The organism is Alloiococcus sp. CFN-8, assembly GCF_049943125.1.
Classification (GTDB): Bacteria; Bacillota; Clostridia; order Clostridiales; family Clostridiaceae; genus JAEXZL01.
The window spans coordinates 1,585,442-1,611,510 of record NZ_CP188040.1; the positions used below are offsets into that span (position 1 = coordinate 1,585,442).

26 protein-coding genes are annotated in these 26,069 nt (G+C 36.8%); 15 read left to right on the plus strand and 11 right to left on the minus strand.

From position 1 onward, the window contains the following. The first annotated feature begins 20 nt into the window (after positions 1–20). The 4 genes from ACPWSR_RS07115 to ACPWSR_RS07130 all read left to right on the plus strand — a co-directional run bounded on the left by ACPWSR_RS07115 (position 21) and on the right by ACPWSR_RS07130 (position 5,957). Entirely contained in the window at positions 21–1,973 is a 1,953-nt protein-coding gene (locus tag ACPWSR_RS07115; protein ID WP_426350990.1) for a DHH family phosphoesterase, read from the plus strand. Then, entirely contained in the window at positions 1,970–2,416 is a 447-nt protein-coding gene (rplI, locus tag ACPWSR_RS07120; protein WP_426350991.1) for a 50S ribosomal protein L9, read from the plus strand. The genes ACPWSR_RS07115 and rplI overlap by 4 nt, the downstream gene beginning before the upstream one ends. A 15-nt stretch (positions 2,417–2,431) precedes the next feature. Then, positions 2,432–4,336, plus strand: coding sequence for a Lon family ATP-dependent protease (lonC, locus tag ACPWSR_RS07125; protein WP_426350992.1), 1,905 nt, complete (start codon positions 2,432–2,434; stop codon positions 4,334–4,336). 247 nt (positions 4,337–4,583) lie between these two features. Next, on the plus strand, positions 4,584–5,957 hold the full coding sequence (locus ACPWSR_RS07130; RefSeq protein ID WP_426350993.1) for a replicative DNA helicase: 1,374 nt from the start codon (positions 4,584–4,586) through the stop codon (positions 5,955–5,957). 103 nt (positions 5,958–6,060) lie between these two features. On the opposite strand, the gene ACPWSR_RS07135 is transcribed toward ACPWSR_RS07130, so the two are convergent. Continuing rightward, the gene (locus ACPWSR_RS07135; protein WP_426350994.1) at positions 6,061–6,240 is read right to left on the minus strand and encodes a hypothetical protein; all 180 of its coding nucleotides are present in this window, start codon (positions 6,238–6,240) and stop codon (positions 6,061–6,063) included. A gap of 248 nt (positions 6,241–6,488) precedes the next feature. Here ACPWSR_RS07135 and ACPWSR_RS07140 point away from each other — a divergent pair, with 248 nt between their 5' ends. Both ACPWSR_RS07140 and ACPWSR_RS07145 read left to right on the plus strand, forming a co-directional pair. After that, positions 6,489–7,367 carry an ATP-binding cassette domain-containing protein gene (locus tag ACPWSR_RS07140; RefSeq protein WP_426350995.1) on the plus strand — a complete coding sequence of 293 codons (879 nt, stop codon included), beginning with the start codon at positions 6,489–6,491 and terminating at the stop codon, positions 7,365–7,367. A 12-nt stretch (positions 7,368–7,379) separates the two neighbouring features. Then, complete coding sequence (locus ACPWSR_RS07145; RefSeq protein WP_426350996.1) at positions 7,380–8,180, plus strand: ABC transporter permease subunit; 801 nt, start codon at positions 7,380–7,382, stop codon at positions 8,178–8,180. 157 nt (positions 8,181–8,337) lie between these two features. Here the strand turns inward: ACPWSR_RS07145 and ACPWSR_RS07150 are convergent, their stop codons facing one another. Further along, positions 8,338–8,733: an Hsp20 family protein gene (locus tag ACPWSR_RS07150; RefSeq protein ID WP_426350997.1), complete on the minus strand. Its 396-nt coding sequence runs from the start codon at positions 8,731–8,733 to the stop codon at positions 8,338–8,340. 175 nt (positions 8,734–8,908) lie between these two features. Between ACPWSR_RS07150 and proC the strand changes: the two genes are divergently transcribed. After that, on the plus strand, positions 8,909–9,700 hold the full coding sequence (gene proC / locus ACPWSR_RS07155; protein WP_426350998.1) for a pyrroline-5-carboxylate reductase: 792 nt from the start codon (positions 8,909–8,911) through the stop codon (positions 9,698–9,700). 97 nt (positions 9,701–9,797) lie between these two features. Next, entirely contained in the window at positions 9,798–9,938 is a 141-nt protein-coding gene (locus tag ACPWSR_RS07160) for a hypothetical protein (protein WP_426350999.1), read from the plus strand. Positions 9,939–10,076: 138 nt separating this feature from the next. Here the strand turns inward: ACPWSR_RS07160 and ACPWSR_RS07165 are convergent, their stop codons facing one another. Then, positions 10,077–10,706, minus strand: coding sequence for a superoxide dismutase (locus ACPWSR_RS07165; RefSeq protein WP_426351000.1), 630 nt, complete (start codon positions 10,704–10,706; stop codon positions 10,077–10,079). Positions 10,707–10,917: 211 nt separating this feature from the next. Between ACPWSR_RS07165 and ACPWSR_RS07170 the strand changes: the two genes are divergently transcribed. The 7 genes from ACPWSR_RS07170 (at position 10,918) to ACPWSR_RS07200 (ending at position 17,399) form a co-directional block, all read left to right on the plus strand. Then, positions 10,918–11,466, plus strand: coding sequence for a hypothetical protein (locus tag ACPWSR_RS07170; RefSeq protein WP_426351001.1), 549 nt, complete (start codon positions 10,918–10,920; stop codon positions 11,464–11,466). Between the two features lie 17 nt (positions 11,467–11,483). Then, positions 11,484–12,854: a flotillin family protein gene (locus ACPWSR_RS07175; RefSeq protein ID WP_426351002.1), complete on the plus strand. Its 1,371-nt coding sequence runs from the start codon at positions 11,484–11,486 to the stop codon at positions 12,852–12,854. A gap of 27 nt (positions 12,855–12,881) precedes the next feature. Beyond that, positions 12,882–13,085: a hypothetical protein gene (locus tag ACPWSR_RS07180; RefSeq protein WP_426351003.1), complete on the plus strand. Its 204-nt coding sequence runs from the start codon at positions 12,882–12,884 to the stop codon at positions 13,083–13,085. Positions 13,086–13,339: 254 nt separating this feature from the next. Continuing rightward, complete coding sequence (locus tag ACPWSR_RS07185; protein WP_426351004.1) at positions 13,340–13,660, plus strand: PadR family transcriptional regulator; 321 nt, start codon at positions 13,340–13,342, stop codon at positions 13,658–13,660. Between the two features lie 4 nt (positions 13,661–13,664). Beyond that, positions 13,665–14,996: a DUF2812 domain-containing protein gene (locus ACPWSR_RS07190; RefSeq protein WP_426351005.1), complete on the plus strand. Its 1,332-nt coding sequence runs from the start codon at positions 13,665–13,667 to the stop codon at positions 14,994–14,996. 67 nt (positions 14,997–15,063) lie between these two features. Next, positions 15,064–16,521 (plus strand): DUF2812 domain-containing protein, encoded by a 1,458-nt coding sequence (locus tag ACPWSR_RS07195; RefSeq protein ID WP_426351006.1) that lies wholly within the window; start codon positions 15,064–15,066, stop codon positions 16,519–16,521. After that, entirely contained in the window at positions 16,518–17,399 is an 882-nt protein-coding gene (locus tag ACPWSR_RS07200) for a DUF2812 domain-containing protein (RefSeq protein WP_426351007.1), read from the plus strand. Before ACPWSR_RS07195 ends, ACPWSR_RS07200 begins: the two co-directional genes overlap by 4 nt. A 128-nt stretch (positions 17,400–17,527) precedes the next feature. Here the strand turns inward: ACPWSR_RS07200 and ACPWSR_RS07205 are convergent, their stop codons facing one another. The 8 genes from ACPWSR_RS07205 to ACPWSR_RS07240 are packed head-to-tail and all read right to left on the minus strand — an operon-like array spanning position 17,528 to position 25,990. Further along, positions 17,528–18,313 (minus strand): OAM dimerization domain-containing protein, encoded by a 786-nt coding sequence (locus ACPWSR_RS07205; protein WP_426351008.1) that lies wholly within the window; start codon positions 18,311–18,313, stop codon positions 17,528–17,530. A 1-nt stretch (position 18,314) separates the two neighbouring features. Next, positions 18,315–19,865, minus strand: coding sequence for a lysine 5,6-aminomutase subunit alpha (locus ACPWSR_RS07210; protein ID WP_426351009.1), 1,551 nt, complete (start codon positions 19,863–19,865; stop codon positions 18,315–18,317). A 1-nt stretch (position 19,866) separates the two neighbouring features. Then, positions 19,867–21,360 carry a MutS-related protein gene (locus ACPWSR_RS07215; RefSeq protein ID WP_426351010.1) on the minus strand — a complete coding sequence of 498 codons (1,494 nt, stop codon included), beginning with the start codon at positions 21,358–21,360 and terminating at the stop codon, positions 19,867–19,869. Position 21,361: 1 nt separating this feature from the next. Beyond that, on the minus strand, positions 21,362–22,405 hold the full coding sequence (locus tag ACPWSR_RS07220; RefSeq protein WP_426351011.1) for a hypothetical protein: 1,044 nt from the start codon (positions 22,403–22,405) through the stop codon (positions 21,362–21,364). 23 nt (positions 22,406–22,428) lie between these two features. Continuing rightward, positions 22,429–23,694, minus strand: coding sequence for a lysine 2,3-aminomutase (gene ablA, locus ACPWSR_RS07225; protein ID WP_426351012.1), 1,266 nt, complete (start codon positions 23,692–23,694; stop codon positions 22,429–22,431). Positions 23,695–23,711: 17 nt separating this feature from the next. Then, positions 23,712–24,746 (minus strand): L-erythro-3,5-diaminohexanoate dehydrogenase, encoded by a 1,035-nt coding sequence (locus tag ACPWSR_RS07230; RefSeq protein WP_426351013.1) that lies wholly within the window; start codon positions 24,744–24,746, stop codon positions 23,712–23,714. Positions 24,747–24,778: 32 nt separating this feature from the next. Further along, entirely contained in the window at positions 24,779–25,597 is an 819-nt protein-coding gene (locus ACPWSR_RS07235) for a 3-keto-5-aminohexanoate cleavage protein (RefSeq protein ID WP_426351014.1), read from the minus strand. A gap of 3 nt (positions 25,598–25,600) precedes the next feature. Beyond that, entirely contained in the window at positions 25,601–25,990 is a 390-nt protein-coding gene (locus ACPWSR_RS07240; RefSeq protein ID WP_426351015.1) for a hotdog domain-containing protein, read from the minus strand. Positions 25,991–26,069 lie beyond the last annotated feature (79 nt).

Sequence of the window (26,069 nt, forward strand, 5' to 3'; positions counted from 1 at the left end):
ATATAAGGAAGGCGAAGGATATGAATAATCGAAATGGTATAATTGCATTAGTACTAATAGCAATATTATTTTATAGAGGCATTAACTCTACTGCAATAGCAGCTCTTATAGTTCTTATTGTGCTTAATATATATGCTGTTATACAGGATAGAATAAAAAATAGGGAAAATAAGCAATATCTCAAGGGGTTATCTAAGGATATGAATGAAGCAGCAGATGAGACATTGCTTAGATATCCATTTCCCCTTCTTATTTTAGATATGGAAGGGAATATTTTATGGTATAATACATCATTAAAGGATATATTTCCTGAGGACGTTCCTTTTGGAAATAATATTAGATTTTACGTAAAGGCGATAAATGTTGAAGATATCTTCAAAAGAAAAATAGAGTTTTACAGAGATGTTATTATAAATAAGAAGCACTACAATATCTATCCTAGAATTATAAAAAGAACTTCATCAAAAAATAAAGATGAAAAATCTATAATTCTATATTTCCATGATATAAGTAATGTCAAAGATTTAATAGCTACCACTGAGAGTGTTATGCTCATAGAGGTTGATAATATAACTGAGGTAGTTAAAAGTACAGAAAATGATAATGCTCCTTTATTAATAGCAGAGATTGAGAGAACAATAAATAATTATGCTACCAATTTGAACGCTATGATAAAAAAGTATGATTCTAATAAGTATGTATTATCTATCCAGGATATATTGATTAATGGTCAAATAAATAAAAAGTTTGATATCTTAGATACAGTAAGAGAGATAAACCTTGGGAATAAGTATGATGTTACTTTAAGCATAGGTGTAGGAAGAGGAGGAGCAAGTCCTAGGGAAAACTATAAATATGCTAACATGGCTATAGAGCTTGCTTTAGGCCGTGGAGGAGATCAGGCGGTTATAAAGTCTGGTGACAAGGTATCCTTCTTTGGTGGTAATACCAAGGAGGTTGAAAAGAGAACCAGAGTAAGAGCCAGGGTTGTTGCCCATGCCTTAAAGGATTTAGTTAATGAAAGTGATAAAATATATATCATGGGTCATCGCAATCCTGATATGGATTGCATAGGTTCTGCCATTGGAATTGCCAGTGCCATAAAGCAACTGAATAAAGCCTGCTATGTTATTCTTCCTGAGGACCATAAGGCCGTGGACTTTTTTGTTAAAAAGCTCATGGAGGATAAGGATTATGATGGGTTATTTATTACCCCAGATAAGTGTCTCAAGGAATTAGAGGATACTAATCTGCTAATAATGGTAGATGTTCACAGTAAGGGCTATGTACAGGATTTGGCGATAGCAGAAAAAGCTAAAAGATTAGTTATAATAGATCATCATAGAAGAAGCCCTGATTCCATAGAAGGTGCATTGCTTACCTATATAGAGGTTTATGCCTCATCTACCTCAGAGCTTGTAACAGAAATAATACAATATATCTTTGAGAGACCTAAGCTGAAGCAGATTGAAGCAGAAGGGCTTCTTGCAGGTATAACTATGGACACGAAAAACTTCTATTTTAAAACAGGGGTTCGTACCTTTGAGGCTGCTTCCTTTTTAAGGCGGCTAGGAGCAGATACCATAGACATAAAGAAAATGTTCAGCGATGATTTTGAAAGCTATGTTAAAAAAGCACAGATAATTACTTCAGCTAAGGTTGAGAATAATGTAGCCTATGCTATCTGTCCTGAGACTATAAATGATATAGTTCTTGCGGCTCAAAGTGCTGATGAACTTCTAAATATTTCAGGTATTCAAGCCTCTTTTGTTCTTGTTAAAATAGGAGTGGATATAAACATTAGCGGAAGATCCTTTGGTGATGTTAATGTACAGGTAATTTTAGAGGCTTTAGGTGGGGGAGGACATATGACCATAGCAGGAGCTAAGCTCTCTGGTATGTCTCCTGAGGAGGCCTTGAAGAAGCTTAAGGATGTAGTTAATAAACATTTAAAGGAAGGTGAAAAGAAATGAAAGTGATATTACTTTCTGATGTTAAAAACGTAGGTAAAAAAGGTGAGGTTGTTAATACTTCCGATGGTTATGCAAGAAATTTTCTTTTTCCTAGAAAGCTAGCACAGGAAGCAACAGCTGAAAACCTTCATATATTGAATGCTAAGAAGGAAACAGAAAGAAGAAAGAAGCTTGCAGAGATTGAAGAGGCACAAAGAATAGCTGAAAAGCTTAAAAATAAAGAGATAAAGATTACAACAAAAACAGGAGATAATGGAAGGCTCTTTGGAGCAATAACCAGCAAGGATGTGGCTGAGCTTATAAATAAGCAGTACGGCACAAAAGTAGATAAAAAGAAGATAGTTATGGATACTTTAAAGCTTGTAGGAAGCTATGATATAGAAGTTAAAATTTATCCTGAGGTATCTACTAAAATGAAGGTGGTTATTGCCGCAGAGCAATAAGGAGGATAAATAGTTTTGAAGGATAAATTTTCCGTAGATGAGCTACAGGATATTATAGATAGCGGCTTAACCATGGACTCACAGATTAACGTTCTACTAGAGATTTTGAAGAATGTTCTAGATGAAGGGGCTGTGAGAGCAAGAACTGTAAAGTATAAGCTGCAAAAATATCTTAAGTCCAAAAATGTTAGCGAAAGAGTTTATGCATTAAATATGATTGCCAGTGATGGTAGAGGTAGTGTACAGTCAGTTCCTGAGACTGAAAAGATTCAGGAGGCTTTAGAGGATACCTATGAATGGGTATCTGAGGAGCTGGCAAGAAGATATATACAGAAGCAGATTGAGGATAAGGTAGAAGAAGCCATAGTTGAAAGACAGGATAAATATGTCGATGAAATGAGGCTTAATATAATAAAGAAGCAAAGGGGTCCAGAGAATACCAAGACTCTAAAAAAATACTCAGAGCTTAAGGAATTAGGGGAAAGAAAGACTACAAAAAATCTTATGAGCTTCATAAGACCAAAGAGCTTTAAAGAGGTAATAGGGCAGGATAGGGCTATAAAATCATTATTATCAAAGCTCTCATCCCCTTATCCTCAGCATATAATACTCTATGGTCCACCAGGAGTAGGTAAAACCACGGCAGCGAGATTAGCGCTGGAGGAGGCTAAAAAGCTTAAGTTTACTCCTTTTGATGAAGACTCTAAGTTTGTTGAGGTAGATGGTACAACCCTTCGTTGGGATCCAAGAGAAATCACTAATCCACTTCTAGGCTCTGTTCATGACCCTATTTATCAAGGAAGTAAGAGGGATTTAGCAGAGATTGGAGTTCCTGAGCCTAAACCAGGACTAGTTACCGAGGCCCATGGTGGAGTTCTTTTTATAGATGAAATAGGTGAACTGGATAATATACTTCAAAATAAGCTTCTAAAGGTTTTAGAGGATAAAAAGGTGGAGTTTTCATCCTCATACTATGATCCTGATGATGAAAGTACACCTAAGTATATTAAATATTTATTTGAAAATGGAGCGCCAGCAGATTTTGTGCTTATAGGTGCTACCACTAAGGAGCCTGGTGATATTAATCCAGCCCTCCGTTCTAGATGTACAGAGGTTTATTTCGAACCCTTAAATTCTACTGACATAGAAAAGATAGTAGAGGATGCAGCTAAGAAGCTTAACGTTACCCTGGAGGAGGGAGTTGCCTCCTATATAAGCAGATATACCATTGAAGGTAGAAGGGCAGTGAATATACTTTCCGATGCCTATGGTAATCTTTTATACAATTTAAAGGATGACCTAGGTGAATCTGTAACTATTACTAAAAAGGATGTAGAAGAGGTCATTTCTATAGGAAGGCTTACCCCTTATGAGATCCTTGATATCTCAGAGGAGTATGAAGTTGGACATGTTTATGGTCTAGGAGTTTCGGGATTCTTAGGCTCTACAATAGAGATAGAAGCTTCTGTTTTCCCTGCTAAGGAAAAGGGAGCAGGAGTAGTTAGATTTAATGATACCGCTGGTTCCATGGCAAAGGATTCTGTATTCAATGCAGCTTCTGTTATAAGAAGAGTCTCAGATAAAGATCTAAAGGATTATGACATACATGTAAATGTAGTAGGGGGAGGAAATATAGATGGTCCTTCTGCCGGGGCTGCTATTACCATTTGTATAATGAGTGCTCTTTTAAACAAGCCTATAAGACAGGATGCTGCCATAACAGGAGAGATATCTCTAAAGGGCAAGGTAAAGCCCGTAGGTGGCATATTTGAAAAGGTATATGGAGCTAGAAGAAAAGGAATCAACCTTGTAATTGTACCTAAGGATAATATAGCTGAGGTGCCTCAAGGCTTAGAAGACATCGAGATAAAGTCTGCCTCCACAATTGAAGATATAATGGAGCTTTTATTTGAAAAATAGCCATGGCGGGCTTATAAAGCATCAAAGAGACTAATGATACCGAGAAAGGCATTTATGCCTTTCTCGGTTTATTATATAAAATAAAATCCTTAGAAGGAGTGTCTCTGGGGAAAAGTATTTCAAATATAACAAGCAAACAGGAAGATATTTCGTTATATAATAGAATTGGTTTTTGAGGTATAATTATAAATAGCCACTTGATAAATTTTCAAGTTGTTGTAATAATATATATGCATTAAAATTATTAATGGGGATTAATAGTATTATTAGAATAGAGGTGAAGACTATGGATATGCCTGTTATGAGAAGCCTGCCGCAAAATATTGAAGCGGAGCAATCGGTACTAGGGTCAATGATAATAGATAGAGCTGCAATAGCTACAGCAGCAGAGGCTCTCTCCATAGAGGATTTTTATAGAGACTCTCATAAGGTTATATTTTCAACAATTGTTGAGATGACCCAGAGAGATATACCGGTAGATATGATTACTCTTATAGAACATCTGAGGTCTATCAGCAAGCTTGAGGCTGCAGGGGGGATCACCTACATAACAGAGATAAGCACATCTGTACCTTCTACAGCAAACCTTAGATCTTACATAAACATCGTATCTCAGAAGTCAACCCTTAGAAAGCTTATCAAGGCTTCTAATGAAATAATAGAAGAGAGCTATGGAAATCAAGATGATGTGGAGAAGGTAGTAGATAACGCAGAAAAAAGAGTTTTTGAGATAGCGGAGAAAAGAAATACTAATGATTTTGAGCCTTTAAGTGCAGTACTGGAAAGAGGCTTTTTAGAAATAGAGAGATTATTTAATAATAAAGGAGAAATTACAGGAGTTGGTTCTGGTTTTAAGGACTTAGATGCTAAAACCTCTGGATTTCAAAAGGGTGATATGGTGCTCATAGCTGCAAGACCTTCTATGGGTAAGACTACCTTTGCCCTTAATATAGCAGAGCATGCAGCCCTTAGAGAAGGGAAGAAGGTTGTTATATTTTCCTTGGAAATGTCTAAGGAGCAGCTGGCTTATAAGCTCTTATGCTCCCAGGCAAATGTAGATATGCTTTCCTTAAGAACAGGTAACCTTGAGGATAAGGACTGGGAAAATATAGCTAGAGCCTCAGGTCCCTTAGCAGCAGCAAAAATATTTATTGATGATACTGCCGGTGTTTCCGTAATGGAAATGCGTTCAAAATGCAGAAGAATTAAGATGGAGCATGGTATAGATTTAATACTCATAGACTACCTACAGCTCATGTCCGGTAGCGGGGAAAGCAGACAGCAGGAGGTATCTGAGATCTCTAGATCCATAAAGGCAATTGCAAAGGAAATGCAGTGCCCAGTTATAGCTCTGTCACAGCTTTCTAGAGCTCCTGAGCAGAGAGCAGATCATAGACCAATGCTTTCTGACCTTAGAGAATCTGGTTCTATAGAGCAGGATGCTGACCTTGTTATGTTCCTTTATAGAGATGAATACTACAACAAGGAAACAGAAGAGAAGAATATTGGTGAATGTATAGTGGCTAAGCAGAGAAACGGCCCTGTTGGAACTGTTAAGCTTGCATGGCTTGGTCAGTTCAGTAAATTTGGTAACCTGGATGTAGTTCACAGAGACATGTAGGCCATTTATATGAGATTCTTATAAACCAATACCGCACATTATATTTAATAAATAAAATAGTAAAAACCTATGCTTTAACGATAGTTTTAGCATAGGTTTTTTGTTATACCATTTCTCTTTTAAAGTAGAACCATGTTCCATCCACCCCAGCTAATTCCCAGCCATTTTTTCCTAGTAAATTTAGCTTTTGACTAATTTCCTTATTATAGATGCTCTTATCTGCTTTAAAAATGCTCTTTAGTTCAATTTGTATCTGCTCTACTTTGTATTCGTATTGTTTCACTTACATTCCACCTCACCCTTATTTTATCCAATTTAATTGTTATTTTATATTGAGTTTATAGGTTAATATTGTAGCTATTATAAATATATTCAAAGGAATCAATTTATATTTTTTAAAGCTATTTAAATACTATGTGACGAAGCTATATAATAAGCTTATACAGATACAGATACAGATACAGATACAGATACAGATACAGATACAGAAAGCTTATAGGGTATTTATTAATTTATTTGGGAGGACAGAAAATGGATATGGAGCAGGTAAAGCTTCGTGTGGAGAATTTAACTAAATACTATGGAAAGACTCTTGGTGTGAAAAATCTATCCTTAGACGTTAATAAGGGAGAAATCTTTGGCTTTATAGGACCTAATGGTGCAGGTAAGTCTACGACTATACGGTGTATTATGAATCTTATTAATAAGACAGAGGGTAAGGTATACATTGATGGAGAGCTCTTTACTAAGGACAAGACAGAGATCTTTAGAAAGATAGGCTACCTGCCCAGTGAAATACAGCTATATGATGACCTTACTGTAAGGGAAATGATAGATTATTCAGCTTCCTTTTATAAAAATATAGATACAGAATATGTTAATTCCATAATAGAACGGCTAGAGCTTGATACTTCAAAAAAGCTAGAGGATTTATCCTTGGGAAACAGAAAAAAGCTTGGTATTGTACTTTCACTGATGCATAGTCCAGAGCTTATTATCATGGATGAGGCAACCAGTGGTTTAGATCCTTTAATGCAGGAGGCTTTTTATGAAATTCTACTGGAAGAGAGAGCTAAAGGGAAGACTATATTTTTTTCCTCTCATAATCTCCCTGAGGTGAGAAGGCTTTGCCATCGCATCGGAATAATTAAAGAAGGACAGCTTATTACCATTGATACAGTAGATAATCTTACCAGAAGTAATATACTTATTGTTACTTTAGCTTGTGATAATAATCAGGTAGCAGAAAAGCTTGGAGCTAGGGTTATATCTCGAGGTGAGGGTTTAATTAAGTTCATCTATGATGGCAGCACTGATGTCTTAATCTCAGCATTGCAGGGTCTTAAGGTTTCTAGGCTTCTCATAGAAGAGCCTTCACTAGAAGAAATCTTCATGCACTATTATCAGTAGGAGGAAGAAGATATGGTTAAAAGAGAACTGAAAATTAATCTTAAGTCTTTTTTGATTTGGACAAGCGTAATACTGGGTATGTTCATAGTTGTGTTATCTATATATCCTTCTCTTATGAATAGTGAAACCATGTCTGGCATAGATTCTATGCTTGAAATGTTTCCAGAAGAAGTATTAAAGGCCTTTAACATGGATCTTGTAGAGGTTGCTAGTATCTCTACTGCCTCAGGATGGATTAAAACAGAGGGGCTTGTATTCTTTTTACTGGTAGGCTCCTTATATGCCTCAATTCTTGGAGGAAACATACTGTTAAAGGAAGAAAGCGATAAAACCATAGAATTTCTTGCAGTAAAGCCTATAACAAGAAGTGGAATAATTACCTCTAAGGTTATATCCGGACTTATATATATCACAGCCTTTGATTTAATAGTTTCTGCTGGTACCATAATTGGTCTTTGGCTTTTAGATGATTTAGTTCTTAAGGATATGGTAATGCTGCTGGTTGGACCTATAATAATTTTTTATGTGTTTTTTGCATTAACCTTATTTATATCAACATTTTTTTCAAAAACAAAGAAGATTGTAGGACTAAGCTTTGCCCTTGTATTTGCTTCTTATTTTCTACAGGTTATAGGCTCCTTATCTGAAAAAGTAGAGATGGTTAAATATTTTTCTATATTTAGTATATATGAAACGAGAACAGTATTAGTAGAAGGCTCTTTGAATTATTTATCAATAGGTGTTGGGATAATAATCATACTTATCTCTACTGCTGCGACATATATCAATTACAATAAAAAAGAGCTAGTATAAGCTTATATAATAATTAATTATTTTTTGGATAAAATAAAGGTATACAAAGGTAGTATTTCTTAATTTCTCTTAAGAATATACTACCAGCTTGTATACCTTTTTTAGTTAATAGATATTTACCTTGGTAGAGTAAGAGCTAATCAGTGATAAGTATGGACTATCCTTTTGGGAGAAATACTGTCATAACGCCATGACTATAGGATAGTTTTATTTTTTCAGGAATTATTTTTTCTATATAAAACATTCTTCGTAACTCTCCATAGTGCTTTTCCTTTTGGAGTGTTCTTTTATCCTCTAGCTCCCGGCGGAAGGCAGCTATGACGATAAAGTTATTAATATAATCTACCTGGATATCCTCTGATGGTATTCCTGGTAGATCTGCTTCTATTATGTACTGATCCTCATCCTCGTATAAATCAATGGAGAAGGCATCAGATACATAATTGAATTTGAAGCTTTTATCAACGAAGAAGCTATTAAAAAAGTCATCAAAAAACTCCTCGCAGTTGATTATATTTTTTGGAGATACATTGAAAGGTATTAAAGACCTCATGTACTTTCACTCCTTTCTTATATCTTCACTTATAGTTTCACCAGATAGAGCTTTAGTATCCTGAGGTCTTTGTGGCTTAGAATATATAATGTTTCTTATAATGCAAAATTTATATATAATAGAGTTATTAACATGGGAATAGCGCTGTTTATCACATAGAAAGAAGGGATATATTATGAAGCTAACATTTATTGGCTGCGGAAATATGGGACAAGCTATGCTAAAGGGTATATTAAGCTCTGAGAAGCTTAGAGGCACGGAAATAATTGCTACAGCTAGAAGCAGGGAGACTTTAGCTAGGCTAGAGAAGGATTATGGTATACATACCACAGAGGACAACAAAAAAGCAGCTTCCTGGGGAGATATAGTAATACTAGCTGTTAAGCCTCAGATGTATGAAGCTGTTCTTGGAGAGATAAAGGAAGAGCTTAAGGATAAGTTAATTGTATCCATAGCAGCAGGAAAAAGTCTAAGGCAATTAGAGGAATTATTAGGTACAGATAAGAAGCTTATAAGAGCCATGCCAAATACTCCTGCTATGGTTCTGGAAGGAATAACAGCTCTCTGCCCTAATAAGAATATAGAGGAAGAGGAGCTAAATACTATAGAGGATATATTATCGGCCTTCGGGAAAACTGAAGTCATAGAGGAAAAGCAAATGGATGCCTTCATAGGAATCTGTGGCTCTTCACCAGCTTATGTTTTTATGTTCATAGAAGCTTTAGCTGATGGTGCTGTAAAGGAAGGTCTTCCTAGAGCTAAGGCTTATAGGATGGCTGCTCAAGCAGTGCTAGGCTCTGCAAAGCTAGTCCTTGAAAGTGGTAAGCACCCAGGAGAGCTGAAGGATATGGTATGCTCGCCAGGAGGCACAACCATTGAGGCAGTAGCAGCCTTGGAGGAATATGGCTTTAGAAGCTCTGTGATAAAAGCAGTGGAAAGATGCAGTGAGAAGTCCAGAACAATGTAGGCAAGGCTTCATAAAAGCTTTACTCTATTAGAATTTCCTTTAGTCTTACAGGAAACTTTTCATAAAGAACTTTAACTATAAAAAGGAGGTTTTTTTTATGGGAAGCTCAGGAGAAAGACAGAGGCAGCAAGCCTTCATAGCGGAAACGAAAGCATCAATGAATGCAAAAAATGGCTATAACTTTCGTGGAAACTCTGGAAGAGAGCCAGGAATAAAGGATACTAAGTGTAAAAGATAGTTTCTATATGCAGGCTTCTATTTAACAATAAAATATATAGAAGTAATAGTAGAGCATATTTACAGAAAAAACGGTAGATTTCCCGGGAAATCTGCCGTTTTTTAATTGAATAAATTTTAATTTATATACTTCATAACCTTAAAGGAATCTGTAGCTTTCAGCATTTCTCATCGCCTGATATTTTCTTAGTCTATCATTTACTACCTTCCAATTTATATTTTTTAAGAAGGCATCGATATAGGCATTTCTATCTATACCAAAATCAATCATATATGCATGCTCATAAACATCCATCACAAGGAGGGGATAAGAGAGCCATATGGGTCCATCATCATGAGCATCCTGTCCTATTACTTGAAGCTCCTCAGTGCGAGGATCCATAGTAACTACAACCCAGCCTCTCATTGAAAGAGCGGCATTTCTAATATAAGCTATAAAGTTCTCATAGCTATTAAAGAAGCTGTTTATGATATTTATCATTTCACTGCTAGGGGCTCCACCAGGGTTGGTCATGTTTTCAAAATAAAGCTCATGAAGCTTTAAGCCATCTAAAGCATAGGTTTCACCCTTCTTTAAATTTCTCATGGGACTATTGGTGGTGTTAGGCCTGGGATATGCTGAGGCATCTCTGGGCATGGCATTCATTTCATTAAATTGATTAACATATCTTTTATAAAGCTCATAATGCTGCTGAAGCTGACTTAGGCTTATATCCCTAACAGAGCTGAAGTTATAATTTATTGGGGTAAGAGTTTTTATCCTTTCCATAGGTTATTCCTTTTATAATTATTACATATAATAATTATATTCAGTAATAAAATAAGTGTTAAATAACTAACTATAAATAAATAATTGATATTAATACAATAAACTTATATATAACTTAAAAGGGTAGAAAAAGTTTTTCAAAAATTTACAATATTATTACATTTTTAAGTCTAAAGTGTTATAATCATATTATAATAAAGAGGTGAAATTTATGAGAGTTATATATTATATCTTTTTCTGTATAGCAGTAATCTACACCCTTATTTCTTTAGTTTTAGGTGGAATTTTTGATGGCTTAGACATAGGCGGTGAGGGTGCCTTTGATGGATTTTTATCAGGGCTAAAGCCTATACTGATAATATCTTTTTCTATTGTTTTTGGTGGAATAGGGCTTCTTACTGTGGACAGCTTGAGCTGGTATATTAGCCTTGGGGTATCAGCAGGTTCGGCATTTTTCACTTCTTTCCTGATAAATAAGCTAGTGGTACTACCTCTTTATAAGGCTCAGAGTACAAGCTCACCTATGAGAGAAGAGCTTGTAGGTAATAGAGGTACAGTAATAAATACCATACCTGAAAATAGCTTTGGCAGCATAAGCTACTGCTATAAAGGCAATACCTTTACTTCTGCGGCAAGAAGCCTTAAAGGAGAGAGAATTGAACAGGGTAGGGAGATATTTATAGTTAAGATTGAAGATCATGTGTTTTATGTAAAGGAAAAGAATAGGCTTCTTATAGATGACTATTTTAAAAAAATATAAAGGGAGGATTTTAGTTTATGGGGGAATTAGGAATTAATAGTGTTATACCTATCGTTATAGCTATTGTAATAATAGTGCTTTTAGTAGGTCTTCTTTCTATGTGGAGAAAGGTTCCACAGGATAAGGCTGTTGTTGTTACAGGTTTAAAGAAAAGGGTTATTTCCGGTGGTGGTGGTATAGTAATACCATTCCTAGAAAGAACAGATAGAATATCCTTAGAGAACATTAAGATAGAAATAAGGATAGGAAATGCCCTGACTGAACAGGGTGTTGGAATTACCGCTGATGGCGTTGCTGTTATTAAGGTTAAGTCAGATCATGAATCAGTTTTAGCAGCTGTAGAGCAATTTAACACTGGTCATGAGGACAAAACCATAGATATTATAAAAGATACCTCTAAGGATGTATTAGAAGGTAAGCTCAGAGAAATAGTGTCCAAGCTTACTATAGAGGAAATCTATAAGGACAGAGAGTTATTCGCCTCTAGAGTTCAGGAGGTAGCTGCTATTGACCTTGGTCAAATGGGACTTGAAATTAAAGCCTTTACCATAAGGGATATATCTGATAATAATGGATACCTACAGGCCTTAGGAAAAGGAAGAATTGCTGAGGTTAAGAGAGATGCTGAAATTGCTGAAGCAGAGGCTAATAAGGAAACAAAGATAAAGACATCTGAAGCCTTTAAGGAAGGGGAAAATGCAAAGCTTATTGCTGAAACCTTCGTAGCAGAATCTCAGAAGAATAAGGAATTAAAGGTACAGGCTTATAGAAGAGAGCAGGAAAGTGCAAAGGCTATAGCCGACCTTGCTTATGAAATAGAAGCAAATAAGGTTAAGAAGGAAGTAACTGAAACCTCCATGCTGGTAGAGATCCTTAAAAAGCAGAAAGAAACAGAGCTAGCTGTACAGGAAGCACTTCGTAGAGAAAAGGAATTAGAGGGTACTGTTAAGAAGCAATCAGAGGCCATGAAGTTCGAAGCTATTCAGGAGGCTCAGGCTCAGGCAGAAGCGATAAGACTTGAAGGACAGGCAAAGGCTGAATCTATGAGACTAGAAGGTATGGCTAAGGTTGATATTATAAGAGAAACTGGTAAGGCTGAAGCAGAAGCTATGCTTAAGAAGGCAGAAGCCTTCAAGCAGTACAATGATGCAGCTATGGCTCAGATGATTATAGAAAGGCTTCCTGATATTGCTAAGGCTATTTCAGAGCCACTGTCTAAGACAGAAAAGATAGTTATTATGGATGGAGGAAGTAATAACGGCGGAGGGGCTGCAAAGGTGACTAATTATGTAACAGAAATAATGAGTAAGCTTCCTGAGACCGTTAAAGCAACTACAGGAATTGACCTGATAGAGATGCTTAAAAAAGCTAATAAGGAAGGGGAATAGAGATATTCTTTATGGTGAAACAATTATATGAAGAGAAAAATATCTGTTAGTGATATACCTCTTATCTTCACCATTATTCTTACTATATTTATGGGAATTACTTATCTAATACTTTGGACAACCATGGATATGACTTTTAGATATGTCTTCTTGATAGTTATCCTGGTATTAAATATATTAATTTTTTATAGAATTAAGTTTAATGATCAAAAAAACAAATGTAAAAATTAATGTAAGAGCAAATAAGTATAAAAGAATCGCTTTAGGGAGTAGCTCCTCCTTATGCGATTCTTTTTTTATGGGTTTTATTGGTGATGCTAGTTAAAGTACTGGTTAACAAATAATTATTATAGTTATCAATTATGCTTTTTAAATATTTTTACAAATATTTCTATGGTATATATTTACAGTGTAGATATTCGATGATATACTATATCTATAATCGATATTGATATTCGATATAACTATAAAAGGAGCTGATTCCATTGGCAAGGGAGAAGTATCAAACCCTCACAGAGCAGATGTTTTATATACTGCTTTGCCTCCAAAAGGAATGCTGTGGAGTGGATATAATGGAGATGGTTCGTGACATGACAAGGGAGCGAGTAGCCGTAGGTCCTGGAACCTTATACACACTTCTAGATAACTTTTTAAAGGTAGGCTTTATAAAAGAAACTAGGGTTGAAGGCCGAAAGAGAAGCTATATTATAACTGATTTAGGAAAAAGCACATTAGAAGAGGAATATAAAAGATTAATGACCTTAACAGAGGATTATAGAAGGGCTATATTAAATTTAGAGGAGTAAGGACATGAAAAAGCATAGACTAGAATTATTCCAAGCTAATGATAATGATGCCATTGAAAAGCATTTAAAGAATATGGCCAAGAAGGGCTGGTTTCTTGAAAAAGCAGGTAGAATCCTCTGGAGCTATACCAGTGGAGAACCACAGGATATCACCTATGAAGTAACCTACTTTTCTGAAGCCTCGGATTTTAATCCCAATCCCACAGATAATCAGCAGACTTATTATGAATATTGTGAGGCAACGGGCTGGACTTTGGTAGACCAAAGAGATGAAATGCAGATTTTTAGAGCAGTCAGGGAGGATACTACTCCAATTGAAAGTGATCAGGCTTTAAAGCTTCAATCTATCCATAAATTTATGATGAAAAAAATTGTACTACCTAGCGTATTTACAGTATTAGTTATTATTTTTGGTATATTTGTTATGTTAAATTCTATGAAGCATAATCCAATTCTATTTTTTTTCGGAGGTACTGAACTCTATAATTCATTATACTGGATGGTTATTGGAGTTTTAATGATGTATTTTATCATAGACTATGGAGTTTGGTATTATGGCAGCAAAGAGGCTCTAGTAATTGGAATAAAGTATGAGAAGAATCATTATAAAGGAAGACGAATAGCAGTTATAATATGTATTTCTCTAATATCTATAATTGCCATGTTACAAATAACATCCATAATAGGTGACGGCTACTGGTGGATGATTTTAATGATGTTAGCTCTAACAATACCATCTATATTAGTGTCCTTAGCAGCTAAGAAGAGAATGAAGAAATCAGGCTTTTCCAGAGAAGAAAATAAAACTTTAACGGTAATTACAGCGCTGACAGTCTGGGGAATAATGTGGGTTGTTATCTATCCCTTTGTAGATGATAGGATTAATGGTGAAGTGCCTTATGATAGCTATAAAAATCAACCTTCAGCTTCTCTTACCATAGAAGATCTCAGCCACGATAGTCTCCAGAACAATAGTAATACTAATGAAGGCAGGTCTCATTATTCTCTATACACAGAGGACTCTTTTGCAGCTAGTTATACTTCCATCTACCAACAATCCCAGCTAGATTACACCGTTGCTACTATAAAGATTGCAATGTTTTACGATACCTTTAAAAATTATTATCTTGATACCTATGAGTTTTATGGAGGGGGTACATTTATACTGGTAGATGAGCCAGTCTGGGAAGCCTTAGAGGTATATAGATTAAAAACAGAAATTAGTTTGAGAAATACTTATGTTGTTTGCTATGAAGATAAAATTCTATATATATCTTTATATTTCCCCTTGAAAGCAGATCAGGTTAGACTGATCAGAGAAAGGCTTATAGAATAAGGCTAGATTTAAGTGGTTATAAAAGGATACCTATTGAAGGATATATTGAGCTTGGAGGAATAAGAACATGAAAAAGCGTAGACTAGAACTATTCCAAACTAATGATTATGAAGCTATTGAAAAGCATTTAACTAATATGGCTAAAAAAGGCTGGTTCCTTGAAAGTATTGGTACATTTCTTTGGACTTACAGAAAAGGTGAGCCTCAAGACCTCACCTATGAGGTAACCTATTTCTCTGAGGCCTCGGACTTTAATCCCTACCCTACAGATAATCAGGAGGCCTACTATGAATACTGTGAGGCAGCCGGTTGGAACCTAGTGGCTTCCAAGGATAAGCTCCAGGTTTTTAGTAGCGATAGACAGAACCCTACCCCTATTGAAAGTGATGAGGCTTTAAAGTTTCAATCCATCCATAAATCCATGAAGAAAAGTCTTTTCTTAACTAGTGGAATTTTATTATTACTTTCACTATCTTTTATGATTATTACTGTAAGTATCCTTATAAAAGATCCCATTATCTACTTCATTAGCAACACATTCTATACTTCTTTATATTGTGTAATTCCACTATTAGCTGCATTGTATTTGATAATAGATTACAGTTATTGGTATTATGGTACTAAAAAAGCTCTGGCTTTAGGAAATAAATATAAAAGAAATCATCATAAGGCCAGGAGAATAGCAGCCATAATGATGATTGTCTTGCCTGTTATATTCACTGTAGCAACTATTATAGGATCAGAACAGAAAAGCTATTGGTGGGTATCAGCTATTGTAATGTTGCTTTCCATATTGATTGGTTTAATCTTCAAGAAAATCAAAGGTCAGATGAAAAAGGCAGGGGTATCAGGAAAGGTAAATATTTTAGTTACTACAGTTGGTATAATAATAACTGTAGTGATATTTACAGTTTTTATTGGCTGGAGCATAATTTCTCTTGTACAAAATGGCACTTTCAATAGACAAGCTGATAGTAGTTATACTTTTACTGATAGTAATGGTAAAGAGAGCTCTTTTGATATATATAAGGATTCCCTGCCACTTACCTTAGAAGACCTATATGTGGTTATTGATAGTAAGGATTATTCATATGAGATAGAGGAGAAGGATAGCTTTGCTTTAAGCTATATTAGAGGAAATCAAACGGCACCGATTTATTTAAAAAACTCTCCAAGCTTATATTATGAAATCTATAAAATAAAGCTACCGAGTCTTTTTGATACCTTTAAGAAGGAGCTTATTGAAAGATACAAGCTTTCTGAGGAGCATTCCTTTAGGTTAATACTTGATTCAAGGTGGGGTGCAGAGGAGGTATATCAGCTAAATATTGGTGAAAGCTTTTATAATACCTATATTATATCCCACGAAGGTAGATTAGTATTTTTACATTTGGGATTCCCTCCAATAAGCGAGCAGATCGAGGTTATAAGAGAAAAGCTTATAGGAGATCAACTAGAACTGAAGTATACCTTTAAGGAAGGATTATTAGCCAATAATATTAATTTCAGAGAGGTAGCACAATGAAAAAGTATAGACTGAGAATGCTACGCTATAATAACTATAAATCTTTTGAGGAAAAGCTATCTAAGATGGCTAAGAAAGGCTGGTTTCTCGATAGTGTAGGGACATTTTTATGGGCTTTTAAAAAGGATGAGCCTAGAAGGCTTACCTATGACATAAGCTTTTTTCCTGATGGAGCAGATATTGATTACTATAGAACCGAAGAGCAGGAAACCTTCCTGGAATATTGTGAGGACTCAGGCTGGAAGCTAGTAGGAACCGATGGCAAAGTACATGTTTTTGCTACCGATGCAGAAAATCCAGTACCCATTGAAAACGATGAGCAGTTGAAGTTTGAAAATCTCCATAGATGCATGAAAAAAAGCCCTGTATTTAACTGGATACCAATAGTTCTTGTTCAGATTATATTTTCTTTCCTTGAGCTTGATATTTGGAGGAAAGCACTAGCGGATCCAGAGATGGTTTTTACCTATGAATTTTTTAGCAGCATATCATTAAGGGGGTTATTTCCTTTAGTAGCGATCTATAGTTTGATAGACTATGGTATATGGTATATTAGTGCCAAAAGGGCTCTCTCTAAAGGGTTAAGCTATGAAAGAGAACCTTCTAAGCTTAGGAGAATTATTGAAAAAATACTAGCTTATATTATGCTAATAGCACTTATAGTAGTTTATATTGGGACTTACCTAAATGGATATAGGAGAGATATCCTTATGTTTTCAATTATGACGTTAACAGTAGTTATAATTATATTAATAACTGGTGTTTTCCTTAAAAAGAGCAAAATGGATAAGGAAAATAAAGATATAATCTTTTTTGTGATGATCTGTATTGCTATTATAGCGGGAATGTTTGTGGTAGATTTTTTTGTTAAATTTTAATATAGTGGCTAGAGAAATAGTTATAGGTACATTTAAATAAAAAGAAAGGAGAAAATATCCTCCTTTCTTTTTTTATTTATATAACCCACTAGAATTAACAGAGAGTTATATTATAGTATATTTAATATTTATAGTCCTCTATTAACTATCTCATTAACAGCAAAGCTTGCCACATCATCAGCATATTTTCCTGGACCGAAGCCTGCATCGTAGCCTAGCTCCTTTGCTAGCTCGTGGGTGATTCTTGGACCACCACATACTAGTATAACCTTATGTCTTAGTCCTTCTGCTTCTAGAAGCTCAACGAGCTCTGTGAGGTTGTCTATGTGGACATTCTTCTGGGTAACAGTCTGGGATACCAGAAGGATATCGGCTTTAAGCTCTATTGCCTTTTTAACGAACTCCTCGTTGGTTACCTGGCTGCCTAGGTTGTAGGCTTCTATCATATCGTATCTCTCTAAGCCGTAGTGGCCTGCATAGCCCTTCATGTTCATGATGGCATCAATACCTACGGTGTGAGCATCACTACCGGTAGAAGCACCAATAGCTACCACCTTACGCTTAATGTTGTCCCTTATGAAATCATTGATTTCTTCCATGGACATGGTGTTTCCTTCTACCGCTTGAACCTTTATTGAGGTATAGTCTATAGAAACACTGCTGCTTCCATAAACCACAAAGAAGGTAAAGTTTTCATCTAAAGCTCTATGGTAAGCTACGTTAGGTTCTTCAAGACCAAGCTTCTTAGCCAGCTGCTTTGCTGCTTCATGGGCCTTATCATCATCCTTTACAGGAAGGGTAAAGGAAAGCTGAATCTTTCCGTCATTCATGGTATCGCCGTAAGGCATTAGCTTGGTTAAATCTAGTGTTTTATCAAATTCCTTTTTATTAGTTGAATATAATCCGCTGCTCATCTTATGCCCTCCTCTTCATTGGCTCAATAAATGGATTGATATAGCTTTCATGCTTTTCAACAACACCATCAAGGCCCTTACCGCCATTTATAGGTCTCTTTATTCCAGCAAAGGTTCCTTTTTCTAGGGATGGGAAGAGGCCAGTTTCATTTATTTCTTCTAGAAGCACACAAGCCTTGTCTAATACCTCATTAGCTCTTCTCTGTATGATTCCGTCTTCCTTAAAGGTAATTTCTTCGCCTAAATCTGCCATGGTAGTAGCTATATATTGAGCATTTTCAATAGATAGTGCTCTATCAGACATAAAAGGTGTATGGATGGCTTCTGTAAGCATTCCTAATAGATGTATTCTCTGATTAGTAAGAACAGTAACCATGTTGAATAAGGCATCCTGAACATGTCCCTTAAATATGTTTCCTGTCATGAACTTTGTAGGAGGCATATATTTAAGAGGGGCCTTAGGGAATATTTCTCTAGCCATCTGAGCCTGTGATAATTCAAATAGGAAGCCATTTTTCTCCTCAGGATGGATTTCAAAGGCATGACCAAGTCCCATCTGCTCCTCAGGAAGCTTAGCAAGGAGAGCAAATTGCTCATTGATAAACTGGCTTGCTAAAACCGTATGTGCTTCTTCTATAGCATCAGCAGTGGTTAAATAGTTATCCTCTCCAGTATTTATGATAACCCCAGCATAGCCGTTTATAAGTCTTGAAAAATACTGATCTATCATGGTTCTCTTCATGTTAATGTCTCTGAATAGTATTCCATAAAGAGCATCATTAAGCATTACATCTAATCTTTCTAAGGCTCCCATAGCAGCTATTTCAGGCATACAGAGTCCTGAGCAGTAGTTACATAATCTTATATAACGACCACATTCTTCTCCAACCTCATCAAGAGCACTTCTCATAAGCCTGAAGTTCTCCTGAGTAGCGAAGGTTCCACCGAAGCCCTCTGTAGTTGCTCCATAAGGTACATAGTCTAATAGACTTTGTCCTGTGGTTCTTATTACAGCAATAACATCAGCTCCCTGTCTTGCAGCAGCCTTAGCTTGAGTTATATCCTCATAGATATTACCTGTAGCAACTATTACATAAAGAAGTGGACCCTGCTTGTCGCCATATTTATTTAAAAGCTCATCTCTTTGAGCCCTGTTTTTCTTTATTATTTCTAAACGCTCTTCTACTATAGGCTTTAGAGCAAGGCTTATATTAAAGCTATCCTCTTCAGGAAGCTTGGAGAGGTCTAGTTCTCCCTTAGCTACTGCTTGTGCTATCTCCTGAGGTGATCTTCCAGTAGCTATCATGGCCTTACCTATATAGTAAGCAGCTCCTAAGGATAGTCCTCCAAAGGAAGAGATTGCATCCACGATTATGTTTGCCAGTGGTACCTCAAATTCATCTACTCCATCGATGCCTAAAAGTCTACATACAGTTCTTTCTGTGGTTGTAGTAGTATGCCTGTCAATAAACTCCTGACTTTTAAGAGCAATATTTTCTGCATAGCTACGAGCTTCTTCAACTCGATTTAAGTTTAAGTTTAGTTTACTCATATTAAAAATCCCCCTGATTATATTCCTTACTAGCCTTGGCCAGTATATCTTTATTAAAGTTTAAAAGTCTGCAGAGCTTTAATGCCTCCTCTGGGACTTTAGAATTGATATTAGCCTTCTCTAAGGAATAATCCATAAAGCCTTGAATTATTTCTTGAGGAGAAGTGATTTTTCCTAAAAGAGCCTTATTTAAAGTTTCCTCTGAGACCTTTTTCAGTCCTATACATTGATAATGAACAGAGGACTTTTCAGCTACTCCATTGTAGTGGGTAGCTATAACACTGATGATGCTATTATCCTTAAGATATTCTGTAAGTGAGCTGCACAGAACCATACCTTCCTGAGGATTAGTGCCTCTAGCAAACTCGTCTAGAAGCAGCAGTCCCTTGTGAGCTTTTCCATAATCTAATACCTCTTTAAGGGCGATGATTTCTCCAGTAAAGCTTGAAAGGCTTTTTGCTGTGTCCTGTGACTCCTCAGAATTTAGATATATGTAATCTAATAATGGGAGCTCAATAGCTTCACAGAAGGGCAGGAAGCCTAAGTGCACAAGGAGAATATTTAAAGCCATGGTCTTTATGGCTACAGTTTTCCCTCCCATATTTGCTCCCGTGATAACCGCTGGTCCCTCTGCTAAGTCAATGGTTATAGGAGTGAAGCTTAGCCCTCTCTTACTTAGCTGTCTTTCTATAAAGGGATTTATGGCGCCCTTAAGCCTAGGGGCTCCACCTTCCTTTATATATGGTAGGGTGCTATTAGCCAGGATAGCTAGTCTTGCCTTAGCTAAATATAAGTCTACCTTTGTTAAAAGCTTAATATTATTTTCTATCTCTAGGGCAGAGGCTTGTAGCTTAGTGGTAAGCTCCTCTCTAATCCTTAATTCCTCTTCTAGCTCCTCTGAAACAACGAGACCTCTCATGGCCTTCAGCTCCTCAAGGGCCTCGGCCTCAGTTTCTGCTAAGAGTCTCTTCTCCAGAGCTTTTTTTCTTTCTCTTATATTCTTAAGAGCCTCACTATAGCTGTCGTAGACAAAGAAGGTGGGAAGGGAAAGCTTATCAGGATCTAGTAGCCTTAAGGCCTTGCTTAGGTCCGCAAAAGCTAGAGGGAAGATTATATCCTTAAGGAAGCTGTTATCCCAGAGAGCTTTTAGCTTTACCAGAGCTATTAGCTGCTTTTTAAGCTCAAAAAATTCTATTTCATCAAGGCAGATGCCTTCCTTTAATTTTCTTAATACTAAGGTTATGTCCTTAAGCTCCATGAGGCATAGCTCTATAGGAGCAAAGCTTTTGATATTCTTCTCCATGAGGCTTTTCAAGGAATAAACTATTTTTAAGCTTTCTGAAAGCTCTTTTTCCTCTCCTATGTGATAAAGGTGAAGAGAGCTTTTTTCTTTTATCCCATAAGGAGTTATAGGGGAAAACTCATCATAAATATAGCTATAGCCTATATAATCCAGAGACTTAAGGGATAGATATTTCATTAATGGAGCCTTCATCTTATGTACCTCCTTTAGGGCAGTTTAAAACGTCCAGTATAGGTAGGGAAAGCTCTTTCTCTAAGGCTTTTATAAGCTCCTGTGATTTTTGATGAAAGCCATAAGGGGAGGTTGGATTCACTGTAAGGGCTAAAAGCTTAGAGCTTTTAAGTACCCTTAGCTTTAGTCCTAGATATTCTCCCTTATAGAGCTCCTCACGACTCACCAAAAGCTTTGTACTATCCCGCACTACTAGAGTTAAATTTTTTATTATACTTCTTTGAGAGGTCAAGGTCTTCAGGTGTTTATCTGTAACAGCTCCACTGATAAACAAATAGCGGCTTTCTGTATCTAATTCTGCTCCTAAGGCTTCGGCAGCATGAAGTGAGCTGAGGGCTGATATTTTCCTGAAGGAATGATCCTCCTGTATTATTAAAGCACTATTATCCTTTATATTTTCTTCTATTATCCTTATTATCTCTAAGCTATTCAGCAGCTCCAGAGAAAATAGCCTTACCCTGTGAGTAGTTTCAGAAACTATATTAGCTAGCTTAGGACTTAAGGCAGCTCCTGTAGCTAATATACAGCCATCGGCTACAGCAGGGGAGGCCAGGGATTTTCTTCCCAGTGCTCCATCAATGATTACTCTGTCACAGCCTAGAGAGTATAGCTGTTCTCTTAATATAGAAAGGTCATGGGTAGTGGAGGGGCCTGATAGGTCCACATAGCCACAGCTCCTTGCCCTTACTATTACAATTTCCCCCATGGGAGTAGATATACCGGTAGTGTATAAAATTTCCTTTGTAAAATCACATAGGGGAAGACTACCCCTGGCCGTAGCCAGGAGAGCAGCTTCCCTTATGAATATTCTTGGCTTTTTTGTGCCTGTTACAATGTCAAGTCCTTCTCCATCTCGTCCGATGGAGGTGATGCCCAAGGATAAATCTTTATAGGCTGAGCTCTTCAAAAGGTGATTAAGCACCTCAGTTTTACCGGAGTTTTTACACATACCTATGATAGAAATGCATTTATAATCCTTTACTATATCCTCCAGATAATAATTCAATAGAGCCTGCCTCCTTTAACAGCTTATACCTCTTGAAAAGAATGATGCTTTCTTTCCTTTCGGAGAAGAGAGGTTGGTTCAAGAGAAAGGGTAGCACCTTGTTCTAAGGAAGCAACACCAGTAAGGGTAGACTTTCTTTCATTTGTGCATACTTCACAGTGACAGTCCTGATGATAGGTTTCTGGCTCTGTATAGGTAGTTATAACTCCTTCAAAGTTTCTTAAAATAACCTTACCAGGAGATTGAGATATTACATAGTTTGGCATTACAGGAGTCTTACCACCACCACCAGGTGCGTCTACTACGAAGGTAGGAACACAGTAGCCTGAGGTATGTCCTCTTAATGCTTCTATTATTTCAATTCCCTTTGAAACAGGAGTTCTAAAATGCTCTAAGCCATAGGATAGATCGCATTGGTAAATATAGTATGGTCTTACTCTAATCTTAACAAGGTCATGAACAAGGTCAGTCATTACATGAACACAGTCATTAATTCCTCTCATAAGCACTGACTGGTTTCCTAGAGGAATACCTGCATCAGCAAGCATAGCACAAGCCTTCTTTGCTTCTTCAGTAACTTCATTGGAATGATTGAAGTGTGTGTTAAGCCAAATTGGATGATATTTCTTTAGCATGTTAACTAGGTTAGGTGTAACTCTCTGAGGTAGAACTACTGGTATTCTTGAACCTATTCTAATTATCTCTACATGAGGAATTTCTCTAATACGGCTTATAATATATTCAAGTCTTTCGTCGGAGAGAGTTAATGGATCTCCTCCAGAAAGAAGTACATCTCGGATTACTGGGGTTCTTCTGATATATTCAATAGCCTGATCTACCTGATCTGTAGGTAGTGGACAATCGTGCTGTCCAGCAAAACGTCTTCTAGTACAGTGTCTGCAGTACATAGAGCACTGGTCTGTAACTAATAGAAGCACTCTATCAGGATAACGATGAGTGAGGCCCTTAACAGGAGAATCATCATCCTCATGAAGAGGATCTAGAAGATCAGCCTCAGCCTTTTTAAGCTCCATTCCTGTAGGAACAGCTTGTTTTCTAATTGGATCAAAAGGATCTGTTGGATCTATAAGGGATAGGTAGTAAGGGGTGATGGACATTCTTAAGCTGCCTAGACAGTCCTTAACGCCTTCTTCTTCCTCCGCAGTTAATGGTATATATTTTTTTAGCTCTTCCAAGGTGGTAATCTGATTTCTTAACTGCCATTTCCAATCCTGCCAATCCTCATCGGACACACCACCAAAAAGTTCAAAACGTCTGTTAACCTTCATAATAAGCCTCCTGATTTTTATAAGTATAATTGATCAAATATTTGTCTTAGGGCTTCACTTTCTCTTAGCTCCCAAAGAGTTATTTCTGCATGGTCTTTGGTGTAGCCATTTCCAATAATCATATTAATATCCTTACCAACACCCTCTGCTCCTAAGGCTGCCTTAGTGAAGGAGGTTGCCATAGAGAAGAAGTAAGCTGTTCCTCTGTCCTTAACAGGTAAGATTGCGGACATTTCACAGTTTTGAACATTAACACAGTTGATGGATATATCAACCTCTTTGCCGTTATTGGCTTCTAAGGTTTTATTTAAAACATCGATTGGTTTAGTAGCATCAGATATTATTACCTTATGTCCTAGACCCCATTTTTGTAGATGCTCTGCCTGTGCTTCATCTATAACCATGGCAATTACATTACCGGTAGGTCCTACTCTCTTCATTGCTTCATAAAGACATAGCATACCGGATTTTCCTGCAGCACCAAGGATTAGTACGCTGTCACCAGGCTTAACCAGTTTAGCAGTTTGAGCTGGAGCACCTGCAACGTCAAGAGCAGCCAATGCTAATGCTTCTGACATATCGCTTGGAAGCTTTCCATAGAGTCCGCTTTCAAATAATATAGCCTTTGCTTTAACGTCTACTCTATCGATGTCTACCTTTATATCAAGAATTTCCTCTATCTTAAGAGGGGTTAAGCTTAAGGATACAAGGGATGCAATCTTATCGCCAACCTTTAAATCTATATCCTTTAAATCCTCACCGATAGCTGCAACAGTTCCAATAAGCATTCCGCCAGAGCCGGTAACAGGATTCTGCATTTTTCCTCTTTCATTAACTATTTCGAGAATCTTCTCTTTTATTTTCTCTACGTTTCCGTGAGCTTCTTCCTCAATCTGTGTAAAGCTAGCTGAGTCGATGTTTAAGGATTGAACGTCTATAAGTATTTCGTTGGAATAGATATTCATATCATTATCGATTTTATAAGCAGCTTGAGGTAAAACACCCTGTGGCTCTAGAACTCTGTGTGTTCCGTATTTACAACCCTTTTTCATGAAAATTACCCCCATAATATTTATCTGTTTGATTATTTTAATCCCAGTATTTCTCTTGCTTCCTTAGGAGTAGCTATTTCTCTTCCCAGCTCCTTAGCAAGTCTCACTACCTTTTCAACCATCTCACCATTGGACTTGGCAGGTACTCCCTTAGTGATGTATACATTGTCCTCAAAGCCTACTCTTACATGACCTCCCATGATAATAGCCATAGCTACCATGTGGAACTGGCCTCTTCCTATACCAGAAACGGTAAAGGTTGAACCCTGTGGTATGCTTTCTGCCATGAATACAAGATCTCGAGGAGTAGCTGATATACCACCGTTAACTCCCATTACAAAGTTAAAATGCATTGGAAGCTTTATGTAGCCTTTCTTCTGTAATCTCAAAGCCATATCTATCATGCCTTTATCAAAAACCTCAATTTCAGGCTTAATATTTTGGTTTATCATTTTTTCTCCAAAGTATTTTATGGTGTTTTCAGTATTAACAAAGATGTCGTCTCCACCGAAGTTACAGGTACCACAGTCCAAGGTAGCCATTTCAGGGTTTAAAGCTAAAGGCTGAAGCCTCTCGTCATTGGACATTCCTACAGCACCACCGGTGGAAGGTTGTACAATTGCATCAGGACATTTTTCCTTAATTGCTTCCATGCATGCTTTAAATCTCTCTCTATCCTGAGTGGGAGTGCCATCATCCTCTCTTACATGGAGATGTATAATGCTTGCTCCTGCCTTATAAGCAAGATAAGCTTCCCTGGCAATTTCCTCTACAGTATAGGGAACCGCAGTATTATGCTCTTTAGTTACCTCTGCACCACAGATGGCAGCAGTTATAATAAGCTTATCCACTTATTAGTCCTCCTTTTTTCTCTGTTTATCTAAAGGAACAACACAGGTTCCACTAGCTCTGCATACTACTATAGGTTCTTCTAGTACATCTGCTGCGGAATCATTTAAATCAGGTCTTGGTATAATTATTTTTTTTGCTTCGAAGACCATTTTTCTAGAGGTCTTTCCCTGGGATACTATTTCTCCTGTAGCCTCAATGAAGTCACCGGCATATACAGGATTTAGGAACTCTACGCTGTCATAGGCTCTAAAAAGCCCCTCATCACCGTCTGATCTTATAAGAAGTTCTGTAGCTACATCTCCGAAGAGCTGAAGCATTTTTGCTCCGTCTACTAAATTTCCTCCATAATGAGCATCATGAAGACTCATTCTAACTTTGATAACAGCTTTCATAAGCAACCTCCTTGTTGTTAAAAATTTAACAAATGGTGAGATAGATATATTCTATTCATCCTCCCTGTCCCTTTTTAAC